Genomic DNA, 16389 nt, shown 5'->3' on the forward strand with positions numbered 1-16389 from the left:
CTAATTCATTGTGATTGCTTTGTGTATGTTTATGCCGATGTTTTATCGGCTTATCGAGTAATCCTTGACCTTACCTCAATGTGTAATTAACGCAAAGTGTGAATTAAGCCGAAAAAGAAAAAAGTGCGTCATCAGACCAGAGGGACGAGACTAAATGGCAAAAAGAACAATAAAAAAGGGAAGCTTATGCTTCCCTTGCTGGTGGAGAGAGTGTGATTTACTCACCGGTGTAAACAATCAGTACCTTGTCGTCTTGGTATTGGCGTTCGAACGCGTAGTAACCTTCTTGATTGCGAGTGATGTGCTTACCTTGAGCAACCGCTGGGTGGCGTTTACGGAATTCACCCAATTTTTGCCAATGTTGCAGCAGATCTTCACGCTCGCCATGAATCTTATCCCATGGCATATCTGAGCGTGTGCCTTGGTGGGCGTCTGAACCAGTAATGCCAAAATCACGAGCTATCTCATCACCGTAATAGATCTGTACTGCACCCGGAGCCAGCATCAGAGCATTTGCCGCACGTGCTTGGTCATCAAAGCTGCGGCTGCGAGCTGACCAAAACAGTTGTGTATCGTGTGAAGACAGGTAGCTCAACACATTGAACTCAGGATCGGTATTGATGCGCTCTGCATAGCGGCGGTAATCATTATCAAGTTGAGCGAAACACTTCAGCGCTTTTGGTGCTACATCAGATTGGAACTCGAAGTTGATGATGGAATCGAAGCCGTTATCGAAATACGGGCTCTTCACTACGCTGTGTGCCCACACTTCACCTGTCATCCAGAAAGGTAGGTCATCCAAGGCTTTGTCCGGGTTGTTTTGCTTCCATTGAGCAAGCGCTTGGGTGGTGCTGGCTTTCAGCTCTGCCCACGCTTCCATTTCAACGTGTTTTGCGGTGTCGACACGGAAGCCGTCAATGCCGTAGTCACGTACCCAATCGGATAACCAGGTAATCAGGTGTTCACGTGGGGTTTGCAGCTCATCTTGCGCATTGGTGTCTTTATTGCGGAAGAAGTTTGGTAATCCGGTTTTCTGAGTCGATTCGGTTTTGAGATCCGGTAGGTAGTTCAAAGACATGGTGATGTCGTTGTAGCCCGGAGCATCGTAGTCGCCAATGTCGGTGCGAATCCAGTCTTTGCCCCACCATTTATCCCACGCTTCGCTATCACCGTATTTGATGTAGTCGTTGAAGCTGTGCCAGCTTTGTCCTGATTTTGGCTGCCAGTCGGTCCATTTTTCACCAAGGACTTGTTTGGCTTCTTGGTCATCAAGGTAAAGCTGACCAAAGCCGAATTCCTGCATGTCTGCTAATGTCGCATAACCTGTGTGGTTCATGACTACATCCCAAATCACGCGGATACCTTTCTTGTGGGCGGTATCGACGAAGGTTCTGAGTTCATCTTCGGTACCCATGTTGGCATCAAGCTTGGTCCAGTCTTGATGGTAGTAGCCGTGGTAGCCGTAGTGCTTAAAGTCGCCTTTATCGCCGCCGCCAACCCAGCCGTGGATTTGTTCCAGTGGTGAGGTTATCCAGATAGCATTCACACCAAGTGATTCGATGTAATCGAGTTTTTTCGTCAGACCCGCTAAGTCACCACCGTGGAAGGTACCAATCTCATATTTTCCGTCTTTACTGCGACCGTAGCTGTTGTCGTTGTCAGGGTTGCCATTGTAGAAGCGGTCAGTCATGACGAAGTACACTGTTGCGTTATCCCAGCTGAACGGTTTGTCGGCTTGCTGTTCAACTTCTTCTAGCAGCAATAGACCTTGGCTCATAGGACCCGGCTGCATGGTGACGCTGCCATTGGCGACTGTGGCTTCTTGTCCGGTTAAGGCGTCACGAACCACAGTGCCATCATTAAAGGTTTGAGTAACGTTGATGGCTTTTGGCGCGTCAGTTGCGACAGGGCAAGAGTAGGTGATGTCCTGACTCTGTTTTGGTTTGATTTTTACCGTCAGCTCATTGGTGGTTGGATTGAGCGTAAATTGATAGGTATTGGCTTTGAAGATGCGCAGCGGCATTTGTGCATCAGTGGCGCAGTTATCCATTTTTAATGGACGATTGAATTTGATGCGATCTTCTTCTGCTAGAGCAAAGCTACTGCCACAGCTTTGCTTGCTGTCAGCAATGGTAAAGCTATAACTGCCTTTTTCGAGTTTTTGCTCGGCGACAAGTAAGCCTTGTGAGTTTTCCTCAAAAACAGCGGTATCATCACCAACGCTTAGTACGATGGCATTTTCTGGAATCTGGCTGCAGGCACTTAGTAGACCGATAGAGAGTGCGAGAATTGTTTTTTTCATTGTGTCCTTCCCCCGAATAAACAGTCCAGTTATAGCAAAACTGTGCCTCTACAATCCGAGCTCTACACCAACAAGTTAAACGCGTCTCACCCTACAAATTTTAGTCTTGTTCACAAAATGAATAATAAGCGTCACCTTCATCGGTTTGAAGGCAACAAAAAAGGGAAGCATCTGCTTCCCTTTTACTTATTTCTTAATCACTTCGAAGAGTAATGAATTACTTTTGAAGCAAAGAAATGTCTGCGATCTGTAGGAACAGGTTACGCAGGTTGTTCAGTAGTGTCAGACGGTTCTTCTTAAGTGCTTCGTCGTCTGCCATTACCATTACGTTATCAAAGAACGCATCAACTGGTTCACGTAGGTCAGCTAGCTTGCTTAGGGCTTCTTGGTAGTTACCTGTAGCAAATGCTGGCTCTAGCGCTTCCGTCATTACTTCAACGCTTTCTGCTAGTGCTTTCTCTGCGTCTTCTTGTAGAAGTGCTAGGTCGATGTCTGCTGCTAGTTCGCCGTCGAATTTCGCTAGGATATTACCTACACGTTTGTTCGCTGCTGCTAGAGACTCTGCTGCTTCTAGTTCACGGAAGTGAGAAACCGCTTTAACTCGTTGGTCGAAGTCTGCTGGTTTCGTCGGACGACGAGCTAGAACCGCTTGAATGATGTCTACGCTGAAGCCTTCGTCTTGGTACCAAGCACGGAAACGACCAAGCATGAACTCGATAACGTCTTGCTCAACGTTGTCGTTGGTTAGGCGATCGCCAAACAGTGACTTCGCTTTCGCTACTAGGTCAACAAGATCTAGGTTGTAGCCGTATTCAACGATGATACGTAGTACACCTAGAGATGCGCGGCGTAGTGCGAATGGGTCGCTGCCTTTAGGTGCTTGACCAATACCGAAGATACCTACGATAGTGTCTAGCTTGTCTGCCATTGCAACTGCAGTTGAAACACCGTTAGATGGCAGTTCATCACCTGCGAAACGAGGCATGTATTGCTCGTTCAGTGCTACTGCAACTTCTTCTGCTTCACCGTCGTGGCGAGCGTAGTGCATACCCATAACACCTTGAGTATCCGTGAATTCGAATACCATTGAGGTCATTAGGTCACATTTTGCTAGTAGACCAGCACGCTTTGATTTCTCAACGTCAGCACCGATTTGCTCAGCAATGTAGCCAGCAAGCTCTGTGATGCGGTCTGTTTTGTCTTTGATCGTACCCAGTTGCTTTTGGAAGATCGCTTGCTCTAGTTCAGGCAGACGGTCGATAAGCGGACGCTTACGGTCTGTGTTGAAGAAGAATTCTGCGTCAGCAAGACGAGGACGAACCACTTTCTCGTTACCTTCGATTACGTAACGAGGCTCTTTTGATTCGATGTTCGATACGAAGATGAAGTTAGGTAGTAGCTTCTTGTTTTCATCGTAAACAGGGAAGTACTTCTGGTCACCCTTCATGGTGTAAACCAACGCTTCAGAAGGCACTTTTAGGAACTCTTCTTCAAACTTCGCTGTTAGTACTACTGGCCATTCAACAAGAGACGTTACTTCTTCTACTAAGTCATCTTCTAGGTCAGCGATACCGCCAACCGCTGCTGCCGCTTTTTGTGCGTCAGCTAGGATGATTGCTTTACGCGCTTCGTAATCTGCCATTACTTTACCGCGCTCTTCTAGGATTGCAGGGTATTGCTCAGCAGAATCGATAGCGAACTCTTGCTCACCCATGAAGCGGTGACCACGGATAGTGCGGTCAGAAGCAACACCAAGGATCTCGCCTTCGATTAGGTCGCTGCCCATTAGCATGGTTAGCGTCTTAACTGGACGGATAAATTGAGTCGTTTTGTTACCCCAGCGCATTGGTTTTGCGATAGGTAGGTTTGCTAGTGCTTTCGCTGCAAGTTCAACGACGATCTCAGACGTTGGCTGACCTTTCACTTCTTGTTTGAACAGTAGCCATTCGCCTTTGTCTGTAACCATGCGCTCTGCTTGGTCAACCGTGATGCCACAACCGCGTGCCCAGCCTTGAGCCGCTTTTGTTGGGTTGCCTTCCGCGTCAAACGCTGCAGAAACCGCAGGACCACGTTTTTCAACAACTTTGTCATACTGGCTGTCTGCTAGTGCTGCGACTTTAAGTGCAAGACGACGAGGCGCCGCGAACCATTTCACGCCTTCGTGAGCAAGCTCAGCGCCTTTTAGTTCTGCTTCGAAGTTTGCTGCGAATGCTTCAGCTAGAGTGCGAAGTTGCGTTGGTGGTAGCTCTTCTGTACCTAGCTCGATTAGAAATTCTTTTGCCATGTTACTCTACCCCTTACGCTTGTTCTTTCTTACACATTGGGAAGCCAAGAGCTTCACGCGATGCGTAGTATGCTTCTGCAACTGCTTTAGTCAGGTTGCGGATGCGTAGGATGTAACGTTGGCGTTCAGTTACTGAGATCGCTTTACGTGCGTCTAGTAGGTTGAATGCGTGACCGGCTTTTAGGATGCGCTCGTAAGCAGGTAGTGGCAGTGGCTTTTCAAGCTCAAGTAGCTCTTTACACTCTTTTTCACACTGTTCGAAGAAGCCAAATAGGAATTCAACGTCTGCGTGCTCGAAGTTGTAAGTCGATTGCTCTACTTCATTTTGGTGGAAGATGTCACCGTAAGTCACTTTGCTGCCGTCTGGTGCGATGTTCCAAACTAGGTCGTAAACAGAGTCTACTTCTTGGATGTACATTGCTAGACGTTCGATACCGTAAGTGATCTCACCAGTTACTGGCTTACACTCAAGACCGCCAACTTGCTGGAAGTAAGTAAACTGAGTCACTTCCATGCCGTTTAGCCAAACTTCCCAGCCTAGACCCCATGCGCCTAGTGTTGGGTTTTCCCAGTTGTCTTCTACGAAACGGATGTCGTGTACAAGAGGGTCAATACCAAGAACTTCAAGGGAGCCAAGGTACAACTCTTGAATATTGTCAGGCGATGGTTTTAGCGCTACTTGGAATTGGTAGTAGTGCTGAAGACGGTTAGGGTTTTCACCGTAACGGCCATCAGTAGGACGACGTGAAGGTTGTACGTAAGCTGTCGACATTGGCTCTGGGCCAAGCGCTCGTAGACAGGTCATTGGGTGAGAGGTACCCGCACCCACTTCCATATCTAGCGGTTGAACAATGGTACAACCATTTTGAGCCCAATAATCCTGCAGCGCGAGGATCATTCCCTGGAAGGTTTTGATATCGTATTTTTGCATAAGTCAGGTTCGCGCGATTCTCTTGTTACTCGTTAATTCGTCATCTATGCCGAGTTTTTCAACTCTAACAACGGCGATAAAGAGTAATTACGGTTGAATAAATTAACAATCTAGTATAACCAGATATTGAGCATGGGAGTAGAGCTAATCTTGATTAATTCGTGGGCGATTTTCTCCTTTAATGAATTTTTACCGCGTTATCTGCTGTATTTTTCCTAAAAGGGAGTTTTTGCCTGCTTTGGCTCTTGAGAAGCGCAACAAAGGTGGCTAGAATTGCGCCTGTCTTTGGGGAGTAGCTTACCTGATGAAGTTTCTGTTTCATCTGGTTCGTCCGTCAACATAATTGGTGCAAAATCACCATGGCGTTCGAGACTTGAAGCCTTTCAAGTTTAGCAAGACCTTAGACAAATCATCACGAACCGGGGTAGGGGCGTGAGGTTTGTCTTCGGTTAAAAATAATAATCCCTGCCCCAATGAGCATGTCGTGAGCGTTTTAGCTATTTCAATTACTACTGTAGCGTTAGCAGAAATTGGCGATAAGACCCAATTGCTATCTCTATTACTCGCAAGTCGTTACCGAAAACCAATCCCAATTATTGCAGCAATCTTTTTGGCAACTATCGCCAACCACGCTTTGGCTGCATGGTTAGGTGTGGTTGTCGCAGACTATCTATCACCTGAGATTTTAAAGTGGGTGCTGGTGGTCAGTTTTGTCGCGATGGCGGCTTGGGTTCTGATCCCGGACAAACTGGATGATGACGAGCAGATTTCTAATCGAGGCCCATTTATTGCCAGCTTTATCGCGTTCTTCGTTGCGGAGATAGGCGATAAAACTCAGATCGCCACTTCCATCTTAGGGGCGCAATACGCGGATGCGTTAAGTTTGGTGATTATCGGTACCACAATCGGTATGCTGCTGGCGAATGTTCCTGTGGTCCTGATTGGTAAATTGTCGGCCGACAAGATGCCTTTAGGACTAATCCGTAAAATCACCGCATTTTTGTTTATTGCTCTGGCAATAGGGGCTGCACTGTTCTGATTTTTTACACGTGAAATGATGTGAGTTATCAATCATTAGTGGCGTGCTGCGCGAGTTCAAACTCTGACTCAAAATCGTTCCGTTGCGTGACGGATGACATATAAGTGTCATACTTGTCATGGTAGTTTAATGGTGTGAATGATAGCGAGAGGGCAAGTTTATGCTTACACGTTACATGGGGATGTCCCCGAAGAGTCAGAGTTATTTATTCACTTTTGGTTTAGCGCTGTGTTTACTAGCGATGGTGCTAACTGATATGTGGTTACCGATTGTAGCAGGATCGTTCGTTCTTACTGGATTGACAGTAGAAGCGTGGATTCGTGTCGCTCACATCATTCCTATGCATGAAGAGATGCGGGCAATGAAGAAACAACTTAACAAGCTCCAATCAGAAGTTCGCACACTTGAATACGACGAATAAACAAACGGCAGCCAATATTGGCTGCCGTTTTTAGTTCGACCAGATTATTCCAATCCTTTCTTGATCAGGTACTGATACGGAACTTGCTCCGTTTGTGCCGCAACTAATTGGTGGTCCATAAAGCGGCAGAAACTCGGAATGTCTCGAGTCGTGGATGGATCGTCTGCTTTGACCAGCAAAATCTCACCATCTTGCATGTTGCGAATTGTCTTCCTGACCATCATCACTGGCTCTGGGCAGCGCAGTCCTTCCGCCTCTAATGTCTTGTTTGCCAGTTCAGGATTAAAGCTCATAGTGTGATTCTCGTAACTAACTGAGCGTTGAATTTTACTTTCGTTGAAAAAATATTCAATAACCACTTGGCAAACCGAATTTTTTGTTTTACCTTGAATTAACAATTTGGTAACAACTGGCAAAGGAGAGGCAATGTTAACAGCGTTAGACAGACTTACGATTTACTCAGTGCTGTGTTTTATCTCGTTTTGTGCATTGGTACTCAGGACGCCAGCTGACACCTCTTTGACGCCTCTTGTAGGCATGGTTGCCACTATTATTGGGATTTGGATCGAGATGCGCAGATGGTCTGGCGCATCTGAGCAAGAAAATTAGCGCTTCTTGCTTGGATCAGAATGCTTTTAATAACGCTCACCTATTTTTACCGACACTTCATTCCGACACTATCCCCATTTTTCTTGGGCTTCCCCGCTGAAAGGCGGGATTTTTTTTGCCTAAAGAGTACAATTTACCCAAACACATACAAAATAAGTGGCTAATTCGTGGAACTGGAAGACATCTATCGCCGAGATTTAAATTTACTGGTTGCGTTGCGAGTACTGATAGAAGAAAACAGTGTCAGTAAGGCGGCAACACGTCTGAACCTGAGTCAATCGGCAATGAGTCGCGTGCTTGGTCGTCTGCGTGACTTATTGGGAGATCCGCTGTTTACTCGTCAGGGACAGCATTTGATCCCAACTCAGAAAGCGTTAGAGATCGATCGCTCATTGGGCGAACCATTAGAGTCTTTACGTCAGTTGTTATCTCCGGTTGAGTTTGACCCATTGCAATGCGTACAGACTTTCAACATCGTGACCACCGATTATGCCATGCAAACGATCTTACCGTTCGCTTTGCCGAGAATTTACCAAGAAGCACCAAACGTGTCTTTCAACTTCTTACCACTGCAACACGACCGTTTATCAGATCAGCTCACTTATGAAGGTGCAGACTTAGCGATTTGTCGCCCGACAGGTCCGGTGGAGCCTCTACGCAGTGAAGTGTTGGGGCGAGTGGGGGTGCTGTGTATGCTTTCAAAACAGCATCCATTAGCGGATAAAGAAATGAGCTTGGATGATTATCTGAGTCATCCACATGCCATGATCGCCATCAGTGATGGTGTTAAGGCACTGATCGAACAAGCTTTGATGGAGAAACCTAAGCGTAAAATGGTTCTGCGGGCTTATCATTTAGAAGCCGCATTGGCGATCATGGATACCTTGCCAATTATCATCACAGTGCCAGCGGACTTGGCGTATCTGGTTGCCGAGCGTTATGACTTGGTGGTGAAACCGTTACCATTCCAATTCACGCCGTTTGAATACTCGATGATTTGGCATGCGCGTTGCGAGCATTCTCCCGCTCAAGAATGGTTAAGAACGATTGTGCGTGAAGAGTGTAGCCGTCTGATAGCTAAACGTATCGAAGATATGGGACTGAACTGCTAACAAAAAAGAGCCAGCAATGCCGGCTCTTCGTCTGTTTACACTGAGTCAGTGTTTATAGCTTGATAACCACACGACCCGTTACTTGACCGTTGGTGATGTCTTCTGCATATTTCGGTGCTTCAGCAAGAGCAACTTCAGTACACGCTTGCTCGAAGTAGCTGTCTGGTAGTAGCTCGACCAGCTTTTCCCATGCTGCGATACGTTTCTCTGTTGGGCACATTACTGAGTCCACACCTTGTAGGCGAACATTACGTAGGATGAACGGCATCACTGTGGTTGGTAGATCAAAACCACCTGCAAGACCACAAGCTGCAACTGCACTGTTGTAATCCATTTGCGCCAATACTTTAGCCAGTACTTTGCTGCCTACAGTATCAACCGCACCTGCCCATACTTGCTTTTCAAGTGGACGTGCTGGTTCTTCAAATTCAGTACGGTCGATGATGCGGCTAGCACCTAGTTTTTCAAGTAGCGGGCCATTTTTTTCTACACGACCTGTCACTGCAGCAACTTTGTAGCCAAGCTGTGCTAGAAGCGTTACTGCGACTGAGCCTACACCGCCACTTGCGCCAGTTACAAGGATTTCACCATTTTCAGGTTTGATGCCTGCATCAAGCAGTGCTTGAACACATAGCATGCCTGTGAAACCAGCAGTACCAACCATCATTGCTTTCTTGCTGTCTAGACCTTTTGGTAGTGGTACTAGCCAATCTGCTTTTAGACGAGAACGCTGAGACATACCACCCCAGTGGTTTTCACCCACGCCCCAGCCAGTAAGGACAACTTTGTCACCAGCTTGGTAGCGGTCGTCTTCTGAGCTTACTACCGTACCTGCTAGGTCAATACCTGGCACCATCGGGAAGTTACGGATGATTTTACCTTTACCTGTGATCGCAAGACCGTCTTTGTAGTTTAACGATGAGTAATCAACGTCAATCAGAACGTCGCCTTCAGGCAGTTGTGTTTCATCGATTTGCTCGATGTTAGCGATAGTACGTTTGTCTTCTTGATTTAGAACTAGAGCATTAAACATAAGGTTCTCCGATTGTGCGGTAGCATGACTCTGGGTCACATGCAGCAAGATATCAACTGGTCTAAGTGTATGTCTTCTTTGTCTATGAATAAAATGAAACTTGAGCATTTAATGTATGCTCTTCATGCATGTTTGATGTAAAACAAAGGGCGACATCAATTGTCGCCCTTAAGTGTAATACTAAAAATTTTAGTACTAGTTCATTTGCTTATGATTGTTGGCTCGATCACTACAACAACGTCTTGAACTGTTATGGTCGTTCAAATACTGTCGCAATGCCCTGACCCAAACCGATACACATGGTGGCCAGACCGTATTTCGCGTCTTTCGCTTCCATTAGGTTGATCAACGTTGTTGAGATACGTGAACCAGAACAGCCGAGTGGATGACCCAATGCTATCGCACCACCGTTAAGGTTGACCTTCTCATCCATAACATCAAGCAGGCCTAAGTCTTTAGCACACGGCAGAGACTGCGCGGCAAATGCTTCGTTTAGCTCAACCACATCCATGTCTTCAATTGAAAGACCGGCACGCTTGAGCGCTTTTTTCGTCGCAGGTACAGGACCGTAACCCATGATAGAAGGATCGCAGCCCGCAATGGCCATACCTTTAATGCGTGCACGAATCTTCAAGCCAAGCTCATTGGCTTTCTCTTCACTCATGATCAACATCGCTGATGCACCATCGGACAGAGCCGATGATGTACCGGCTGTTACTGTACCGTTTGCTGGGTCGAACACTGGGCGAAGTTGAGATAGACCTTCAACGGATGTTTCAGGGCGAATCACTTCGTCGTAATCCAGAGTGAACAGTGTGCCGTCTGCTGCGTGGCCTTCAATTGGTAGAATTTCGTTTTTAAAACGACCCTCTACGGTTGCTGCGTGCGCACGAGCGTGAGAGCGAGCGGCAAACTCGTCTTGTTGCTCACGGCTAATACCATGTAATTTACCAAGCATTTCAGCCGTTAAGCCCATCATGCCCGCAGCTTTTGCTACGTTCTTTGACATACCTGGGTGAAAGTCTACACCGTGGTTCATTGGCACATGCCCCATGTGCTCAACACCACCAATTAGGCAGATTTCAGCATCGCCAGTCATGATGGCACGTGTACCGTCGTGAAGCGCTTGCATTGATGAGCCACACAAGCGGTTCACCGTCACGGCGCCAATTTCAATCGGCAGACCAGCAAGCAGCGCCGCATTACGTGCAACGTTAAAGCCTTGCTCTAGTGTTTGCTGTACACAGCCCCAGTAGATGTCTTCAATCTCGCTTGGGTTCACTTGTGGGTTACGCGCAAGAATGCCTTTCATTAGGCGCGCAGATAGATCTTCTGCTCGTGTATGACGGAAAGCACCACCTTTAGAGCGACCCATTGGAGTACGTAGACAATCGACTACGACAACATTTCTTGTTTGATTAGTCATTTTAGAATCCCTCCTTAGATAGAACCTTGCTGTTGTGCACCGTAAAAGCTTTCACCTTTCGCCGCCATATCAATCAGCATTTGCGGTACTTGGTACATCGCACCTAGCTCGGCGTGTTGTTTTGCCATTTCAACGTATTCAGCAATACCCACGCTGTCTAGATAGCGGAATACGCCACCGCGGAATGGAGGGAAACCAAGACCATAAACCAGTGCCATATCCGCTTCTTGTGGAGTGGCAATGATGCCTTCTTGTAGGCACAGCACCACTTCGTTGATCATTGGAATCATCATACGTTGAATGATGGTCTGATCGTCAAAGTCCTGCTTATCGGCACAAACGTCAGCAAGTACCGGTAAGATCGCTTCGGAGAAGGTTTTCTTCGGCTTACCTTTTTTATCTATGGTGTAGCTGTAGAAGCCATTACCATTTTTCTGACCATATTTGTCTGCTTCGAACAGTGCATCAATCGCATCACGACCTTGTTTACCCATACGCTCAGGGAAACCGTCAGCCATCACAGCTTGTGCGTGGTGCGCGGTATCAATGCCGACTACGTCAAGCAAGTACGCCGGTCCCATCGGCCAGCCAAACTTACGCTCCATGACTTTGTCGATTTTCGTAAAGTCAGCACCATCACGAAGTAGCATGCTGAAGCCGCCAAAGTATGGGAACAATACGCGGTTAACGAAGAACCCTGGGCAGTCATTAACGACAATTGGTGATTTGCCCATTTTCGCAGCATACGCCACAACACGATTGATGGTTTCATCAGAGGTGTGCTCACCACGGATGATCTCAACAAGAGGCATACGATGCACTGGGTTGAAGAAGTGCATACCACAGAAGTTTTCTGGGCGTTTTAGTGATTTTGCCAATAGGTTGATAGGAATCGTCGAGGTGTTTGAGGTGATAACGGTGTCGTCACCGACATGGGACTCAACTTCACTCAAAACTGCTGCTTTTACTTTCGGGTTTTCAACGACAGCTTCAACAATCACATCAGAGTTTTCAATACCTGCGTAATGTAAGCTCGGTGTGATTGATGCTAAAATACCCGCCATCTTAAAGCCATCAATGCGACCGCGAGATAAGCGTTTATTCAGCAGCTTAGATGCTTCAGTCATGCCTAGGTCGAGCGACGCTTGTGCGATGTCTTTCATCAAGACTGGCACACCTTTTAGCGCTGATTGGTAAGCAATGCCGCCACCCATGATACCTGCACCTAATACGGCTGCACGTTGCGTGTCTTTACTTGCTGACTTCGCTGCTTTTTTCGCAATGCCTTTGATGTATTGATCATTAAGGAAGAGGCCAACGAGTGATTTTGCTTCTTCCGATTTAGCCAATTTCACGAAGTGCTTACGTTCAATGTCTAACGCTTCATTACGTGCAAAGCGAGCACCTTCTTCAATCGTGATAACGGCTGTCATTGGGGCAGGGTAGTGAGGACCTGCTTTTTGTGCCACCAGACCCTTCGCCATGGTGAAGCTCATCATTGATTCAAGCTTACTCAGCGTTAGCGGAGATGTTTTCTGTGCTCGGCGTGCTTGCCAGTCAAGTTTCTCGTTAATTGCAGAGTTAAGAGTTTGTAGTGCTGATTCGTATAAAGCATCAGTCTCTACAACTGCATCGAGTAAGCCAATTTTCAATGCTTCATCAGCTCGGCATGCTTTACCTTGGGTGATGATTTCCATTGCGCTGTCTGCGCCAATAACGCGAGGTAAGCGTACACAACCACCAAAGCCTGGCATGATTCCCAGTTTCGTTTCTGGTAGGCCGATGCTGGTGGTTTTGTCACCAATACGCATGTCTGTTGCTAGCACACATTCACAACCGCCACCAAGAGCGTGGCCTTTGATCACTGAGATGGTCGGAACGGGTAAGTCTTCTAATTTGTTAAAGATGCTATTAGCAAATTGCAGCCATTGGTCGAGCTCGGCATCCGTTTTAGCAAACAGACCTAAAAACTCGGTAATGTCTGCGCCTACAATGAATGCGTCTTTATCTGAAGTGAGCAACAACCCCTTGAGGCCTTGATGGGCAATGAGCGCATCAAGAGCTTTATCTAGCGATTCCAATGTCGCTAGGTCGAGTTTGTTGACGGATTTTGGAGAGCAGAAGCTTAGCTCTGCAATACCATCTTGTATTTCCTTTACCTGTAGGGTTTCGGCTTGGTAAATCATTGTCTATCTCCATGACATACAATCGTGGATTGTCTGTATACCTATTTCAACGACGCCGTGTACCTCGGCAAATAGGTATCGAGGAAGTCGTTTTATTTTTGTTCTGGTTTGACCAGTAAAGTTAGTTTGGATCGTGGATTGTCTAATTTCAATACATTTTTTAAACAAGTGTTTAACATTGTGCGCTGTGGCAGATCTTATGCGACGGGTAAATCACACTCGTGATAGACTTCAGGCAAATAGACCTGAATCCATAATCCTATGAATGACAAGCCTTATCTGATTCCAGCAGAGCCCGCTCAATTTGAAGAAGAAATTAAAAAGAGCGTATTCATTACTTATTTAGCGCACACGCCAAGTATCGAAGCTGCAAAAGCATTTGTTGATCAAATCAAAGCTAAACACGCTGATGCTAGACATAACTGTTGGGGCTTTGTTGCTGGTCGCCCGGAAGATTCAATGAAATGGGGCTTTAGTGATGATGGGGAGCCGTCCGGAACAGCAGGCAAACCAATCCTGGCGCAGCTGTCTGGATCTGGGGTGGGGGAGATCACGGCTGTGGTCACGCGATACTCTGGTGGAATCAAGTTAGGTACAGGCGGCTTGGTTAAAGCGTATGGGGGTGGGGTTCAACAAGCGCTCAAGCTGCTTCAAACTATTGAGAAAAAAATAACCACAAAGCTCAGACTAACGTTAGACTATGGGTTTATGCCGATCGCACAATCAATCATGCCGCAATTTGGTGCGATAGAAGTCGAGGCTGAATACAGCGATCAGGTCGTATTAGTGGTGGAAATTGAGCTTCGAGAAGTGAGCGCGTTTACCCAAGCAATCATCAATAAAAGCGGGGCAAAGGCAATTGTCACTCCGCTAGACGGACAATAATGAAAAACAGGAAGCAACAGGGACAGCTTCGCTAGTCAATTTATCCATGCAATTTCGTTCAATTATTCGAATCGTCGGGCTACTGCTCGCACTCTTTAGTGTCACTATGCTTGCGCCAGCACTCGTTGCGCTGATCTATCGAGATGGTGCTGGTGTGCCTTTTGTCACGACATTTTTTGTTCTGCTGTTTTGTGGGGCCGTTTGTTGGTACCCAAACCGCAGGTATAAGCACGAGCTTAAAGCTCGAGATGGCTTTCTTATTGTCGTCTTATTCTGGACAGTACTTGGCAGTGCAGGCTCGATCCCCTTTCTCATTGCTGACAACCCGAACGTCTCAGTGACAGATGCGTTTTTTGAATCGTTTTCTGCTCTCACGACGACCGGGGCGACCGTTATTGTTGGTTTGGATGAGTTACCTAAAGCGATTCTATTCTATCGACAGTTACTGCAGTGGTTCGGCGGTATGGGAATCATCGTATTAGCGGTGGCGATTTTGCCAGTACTTGGCATCGGTGGTATGCAGCTTTACCGCGCCGAGATCCCAGGTCCAGTCAAGGATACTAAAGTGACGCCGCGTATAGCAGAAACTGCTAAGGCGCTTTGGTACATCTATTTGAGCCTGACTATCGCCTGTGCTTCGGCTTTTTGGTTAGCTGGTATGACGCCATTTGACGCCATCAGTCACAGCTTTTCCACCATTGCTATTGGCGGCTTCTCTACCCACGATGCCAGCATCGGATATTTTGATAGTTACGCGATTAACCTGATTACTGTGGTTTTTCTGCTTATATCTGCATGTAATTACACACTGCACTTTGCTGCATTTGCATCAGGTGGCGTACATCCCAAGTATTACTGGAAAGATCCTGAGTTTCGCGCCTTCTTGTTTATTCAAGTGCTGCTATTTATCATTTGCTTTCTATTATTACTGAAACATCACTCTTACACATCGACATACGATGCTTTCGATCAGGCTCTGTTCCAAACCGTATCAATATCCACAACAGCGGGCTTTACGACAACAGGTTTTGCGGATTGGCCGCTCTTCTTACCTGTGCTGTTATTGTTCTCTTCCTTTATAGGTGGTTGTGCTGGTTCAACAGGCGGCGGCATGAAAGTGATCCGTATCCTGCTTCTTACCTTACAAGGTGCGCGTGAACTAAAACGTTTAGTCCATCCACGCGCGGTTTACACCATCAAAGTAGGTGGCAGTGCCCTACCGCAACGTGTTGTCGATGCGGTTTGGGGTTTCTTCTCCGCATACGCATTGGTATTTGTGGTTTGTATGTTGGGGTTGATTGCAACAGGAATGGATGAGCTCAGTGCGTTCTCGGCGGTGGCTGCGACTCTGAACAACCTCGGTCCTGGCTTGGGAGAAGTGGCGCTTCACTTTGGTGATGTTAACGACAAAGCAAAATGGGTATTAATAGTTTCTATGCTGTTTGGTCGTTTGGAAATCTTTACCTTACTTATTCTACTTACGCCGACGTTTTGGCGTAGCTAAGGGGAAATCGTGGCAAAAGCATTATTTCTATACTCTTCCCGCGAAGGGCAGACTAAAAAAATTCTCCACTATATAGATGAACAACTTCCAGATTTCGATTGTGAGCTGGTGGATTTACATAATGTCGAGACGATTGACTTCAGCCAATACGACAGAGTATTGATAGGCGCCTCTATTCGCTATGGCCATCTTAATAAAAAGCTATACCAGTTTATTGAGCGAAACCTCAATCAATTGGAGCAAAATAAAGTGGCATTTTTCTGCGTAAACCTAACCGCTCGTAAAGAGGACCAAGGAAAGGATACACCTGAAGGTAGTGCCTACATTCGCAAGTTCCTAATTAAGTCGCCTTGGAAACCAACGCTAATCGGTGTTTTTGCTGGTGCACTTTATTACCCACGTTATAGCTGGTTCGACAGAACTATGATTAGGTTCATTATGTCGATGACGGGTGGCGAAACCGATACGACCAAAGAGGTGGAGTACACCAATTGGGAAAAAGTGGCTCTTTTCGCAGATAAATTTAGAGAACTGTAGAAATAACGTGCTCTTTTGACCGCTTTTGATGCAAATTTATCCGAACGATAAAAAAATCAAAAAAAACGAGAAAAAGGGCTTGCCAATGTGATCGCAATCTCTATAATGCCACCTCGCTGA

14 protein-coding genes are annotated in these 16389 nt (G+C 46.6%); 7 read left to right on the top strand and 7 right to left on the bottom strand.

What is annotated here, in order from left to right; genetic code table 11:
- Nucleotides 1-217: 217 nt before the first annotated feature.
- The 3 genes from R7E00_RS15480 to glyQ all read right to left on the bottom strand — a co-directional run bounded on the left by R7E00_RS15480 (nucleotide 218) and on the right by glyQ (nucleotide 5517).
- Nucleotides 218-2302 (bottom strand): alpha-amylase, encoded by a 2085-nt coding sequence (locus R7E00_RS15480; RefSeq protein ID WP_053350667.1) that lies wholly within the window; start codon nucleotides 2300-2302, stop codon nucleotides 218-220.
- A 217-nt stretch (nucleotides 2303-2519) separates the two neighbouring features.
- Complete coding sequence (gene glyS / locus R7E00_RS15485) at nucleotides 2520-4586, bottom strand: glycine--tRNA ligase subunit beta (protein ID WP_171345100.1); 2067 nt, start codon at nucleotides 4584-4586, stop codon at nucleotides 2520-2522.
- 13 nt (nucleotides 4587-4599) lie between these two features.
- The gene (gene glyQ, locus R7E00_RS15490) at nucleotides 4600-5517 is read right to left on the bottom strand and encodes a glycine--tRNA ligase subunit alpha (protein ID WP_005383818.1); all 918 of its coding nucleotides are present in this window, start codon (nucleotides 5515-5517) and stop codon (nucleotides 4600-4602) included.
- A gap of 484 nt (nucleotides 5518-6001) precedes the next feature.
- On the opposite strand from glyQ, the gene R7E00_RS15495 reads away from it, so the two are divergent.
- Together R7E00_RS15495 and R7E00_RS15500 are read left to right on the top strand one after the other, a co-directional pair.
- Nucleotides 6002-6556, top strand: a complete 555-nt coding sequence (locus R7E00_RS15495; RefSeq protein ID WP_005378877.1) for a TMEM165/GDT1 family protein — start codon at nucleotides 6002-6004, stop codon at nucleotides 6554-6556.
- Nucleotides 6557-6716: 160 nt separating this feature from the next.
- On the top strand, nucleotides 6717-6977 hold the full coding sequence (locus tag R7E00_RS15500; RefSeq protein ID WP_005378878.1) for a hypothetical protein: 261 nt from the start codon (nucleotides 6717-6719) through the stop codon (nucleotides 6975-6977).
- Nucleotides 6978-7021: 44 nt separating this feature from the next.
- Here the strand turns inward: R7E00_RS15500 and tusA are convergent, their stop codons facing one another.
- The gene (tusA, locus tag R7E00_RS15505) at nucleotides 7022-7270 is read right to left on the bottom strand and encodes a sulfurtransferase TusA (protein WP_005378879.1); all 249 of its coding nucleotides are present in this window, start codon (nucleotides 7268-7270) and stop codon (nucleotides 7022-7024) included.
- Nucleotides 7271-7403: 133 nt separating this feature from the next.
- On the opposite strand from tusA, the gene R7E00_RS15510 reads away from it, so the two are divergent.
- Both R7E00_RS15510 and R7E00_RS15515 read left to right on the top strand, forming a co-directional pair.
- Nucleotides 7404-7586 carry a hypothetical protein gene (locus R7E00_RS15510; RefSeq protein WP_005378880.1) on the top strand — a complete coding sequence of 61 codons (183 nt, stop codon included), beginning with the start codon at nucleotides 7404-7406 and terminating at the stop codon, nucleotides 7584-7586.
- 167 nt (nucleotides 7587-7753) lie between these two features.
- Nucleotides 7754-8698, top strand: coding sequence for a LysR family transcriptional regulator (locus tag R7E00_RS15515; RefSeq protein WP_005378881.1), 945 nt, complete (start codon nucleotides 7754-7756; stop codon nucleotides 8696-8698).
- Between the two features lie 52 nt (nucleotides 8699-8750).
- Here R7E00_RS15515 and R7E00_RS15520 read toward each other — a convergent pair whose 3' ends face one another.
- From R7E00_RS15520 to fadB, 3 genes are all read right to left on the bottom strand, one after another.
- Nucleotides 8751-9731, bottom strand: a complete 981-nt coding sequence (locus R7E00_RS15520; RefSeq protein ID WP_262606375.1) for an MDR family oxidoreductase — start codon at nucleotides 9729-9731, stop codon at nucleotides 8751-8753.
- A 250-nt stretch (nucleotides 9732-9981) separates the two neighbouring features.
- The gene (fadA, locus tag R7E00_RS15525; protein ID WP_006743176.1) at nucleotides 9982-11157 is read right to left on the bottom strand and encodes an acetyl-CoA C-acyltransferase FadA; all 1176 of its coding nucleotides are present in this window, start codon (nucleotides 11155-11157) and stop codon (nucleotides 9982-9984) included.
- A 14-nt stretch (nucleotides 11158-11171) separates the two neighbouring features.
- A complete protein-coding gene (gene fadB, locus R7E00_RS15530; RefSeq protein ID WP_054579435.1) occupies nucleotides 11172-13343 on the bottom strand; it encodes a fatty acid oxidation complex subunit alpha FadB in 2172 nt (723 codons plus the stop codon).
- Between the two features lie 261 nt (nucleotides 13344-13604).
- Here fadB and R7E00_RS15535 point away from each other — a divergent pair, with 261 nt between their 5' ends.
- Genes R7E00_RS15535 through hemG form a run of 3 tightly spaced genes read left to right on the top strand, consistent with a single transcriptional unit; the run spans nucleotide 13605 to nucleotide 16269 of the window.
- Nucleotides 13605-14228, top strand: coding sequence for a YigZ family protein (locus R7E00_RS15535; protein WP_005378891.1), 624 nt, complete (start codon nucleotides 13605-13607; stop codon nucleotides 14226-14228).
- A 46-nt stretch (nucleotides 14229-14274) separates the two neighbouring features.
- Nucleotides 14275-15732, top strand: coding sequence for a TrkH family potassium uptake protein (locus R7E00_RS15540; protein WP_005378893.1), 1458 nt, complete (start codon nucleotides 14275-14277; stop codon nucleotides 15730-15732).
- A 9-nt stretch (nucleotides 15733-15741) separates the two neighbouring features.
- Entirely contained in the window at nucleotides 15742-16269 is a 528-nt protein-coding gene (hemG, locus tag R7E00_RS15545) for a menaquinone-dependent protoporphyrinogen IX dehydrogenase (protein WP_005378894.1), read from the top strand.
- The last annotated feature ends 120 nt before the right edge of the window (nucleotides 16270-16389 follow it).

The sequence above is a fragment of the Vibrio sp. Vb1755 genome, assembly GCF_033338635.1.
GTDB lineage: Bacteria > Pseudomonadota > Gammaproteobacteria > Enterobacterales > Vibrionaceae > Vibrio > Vibrio alginolyticus.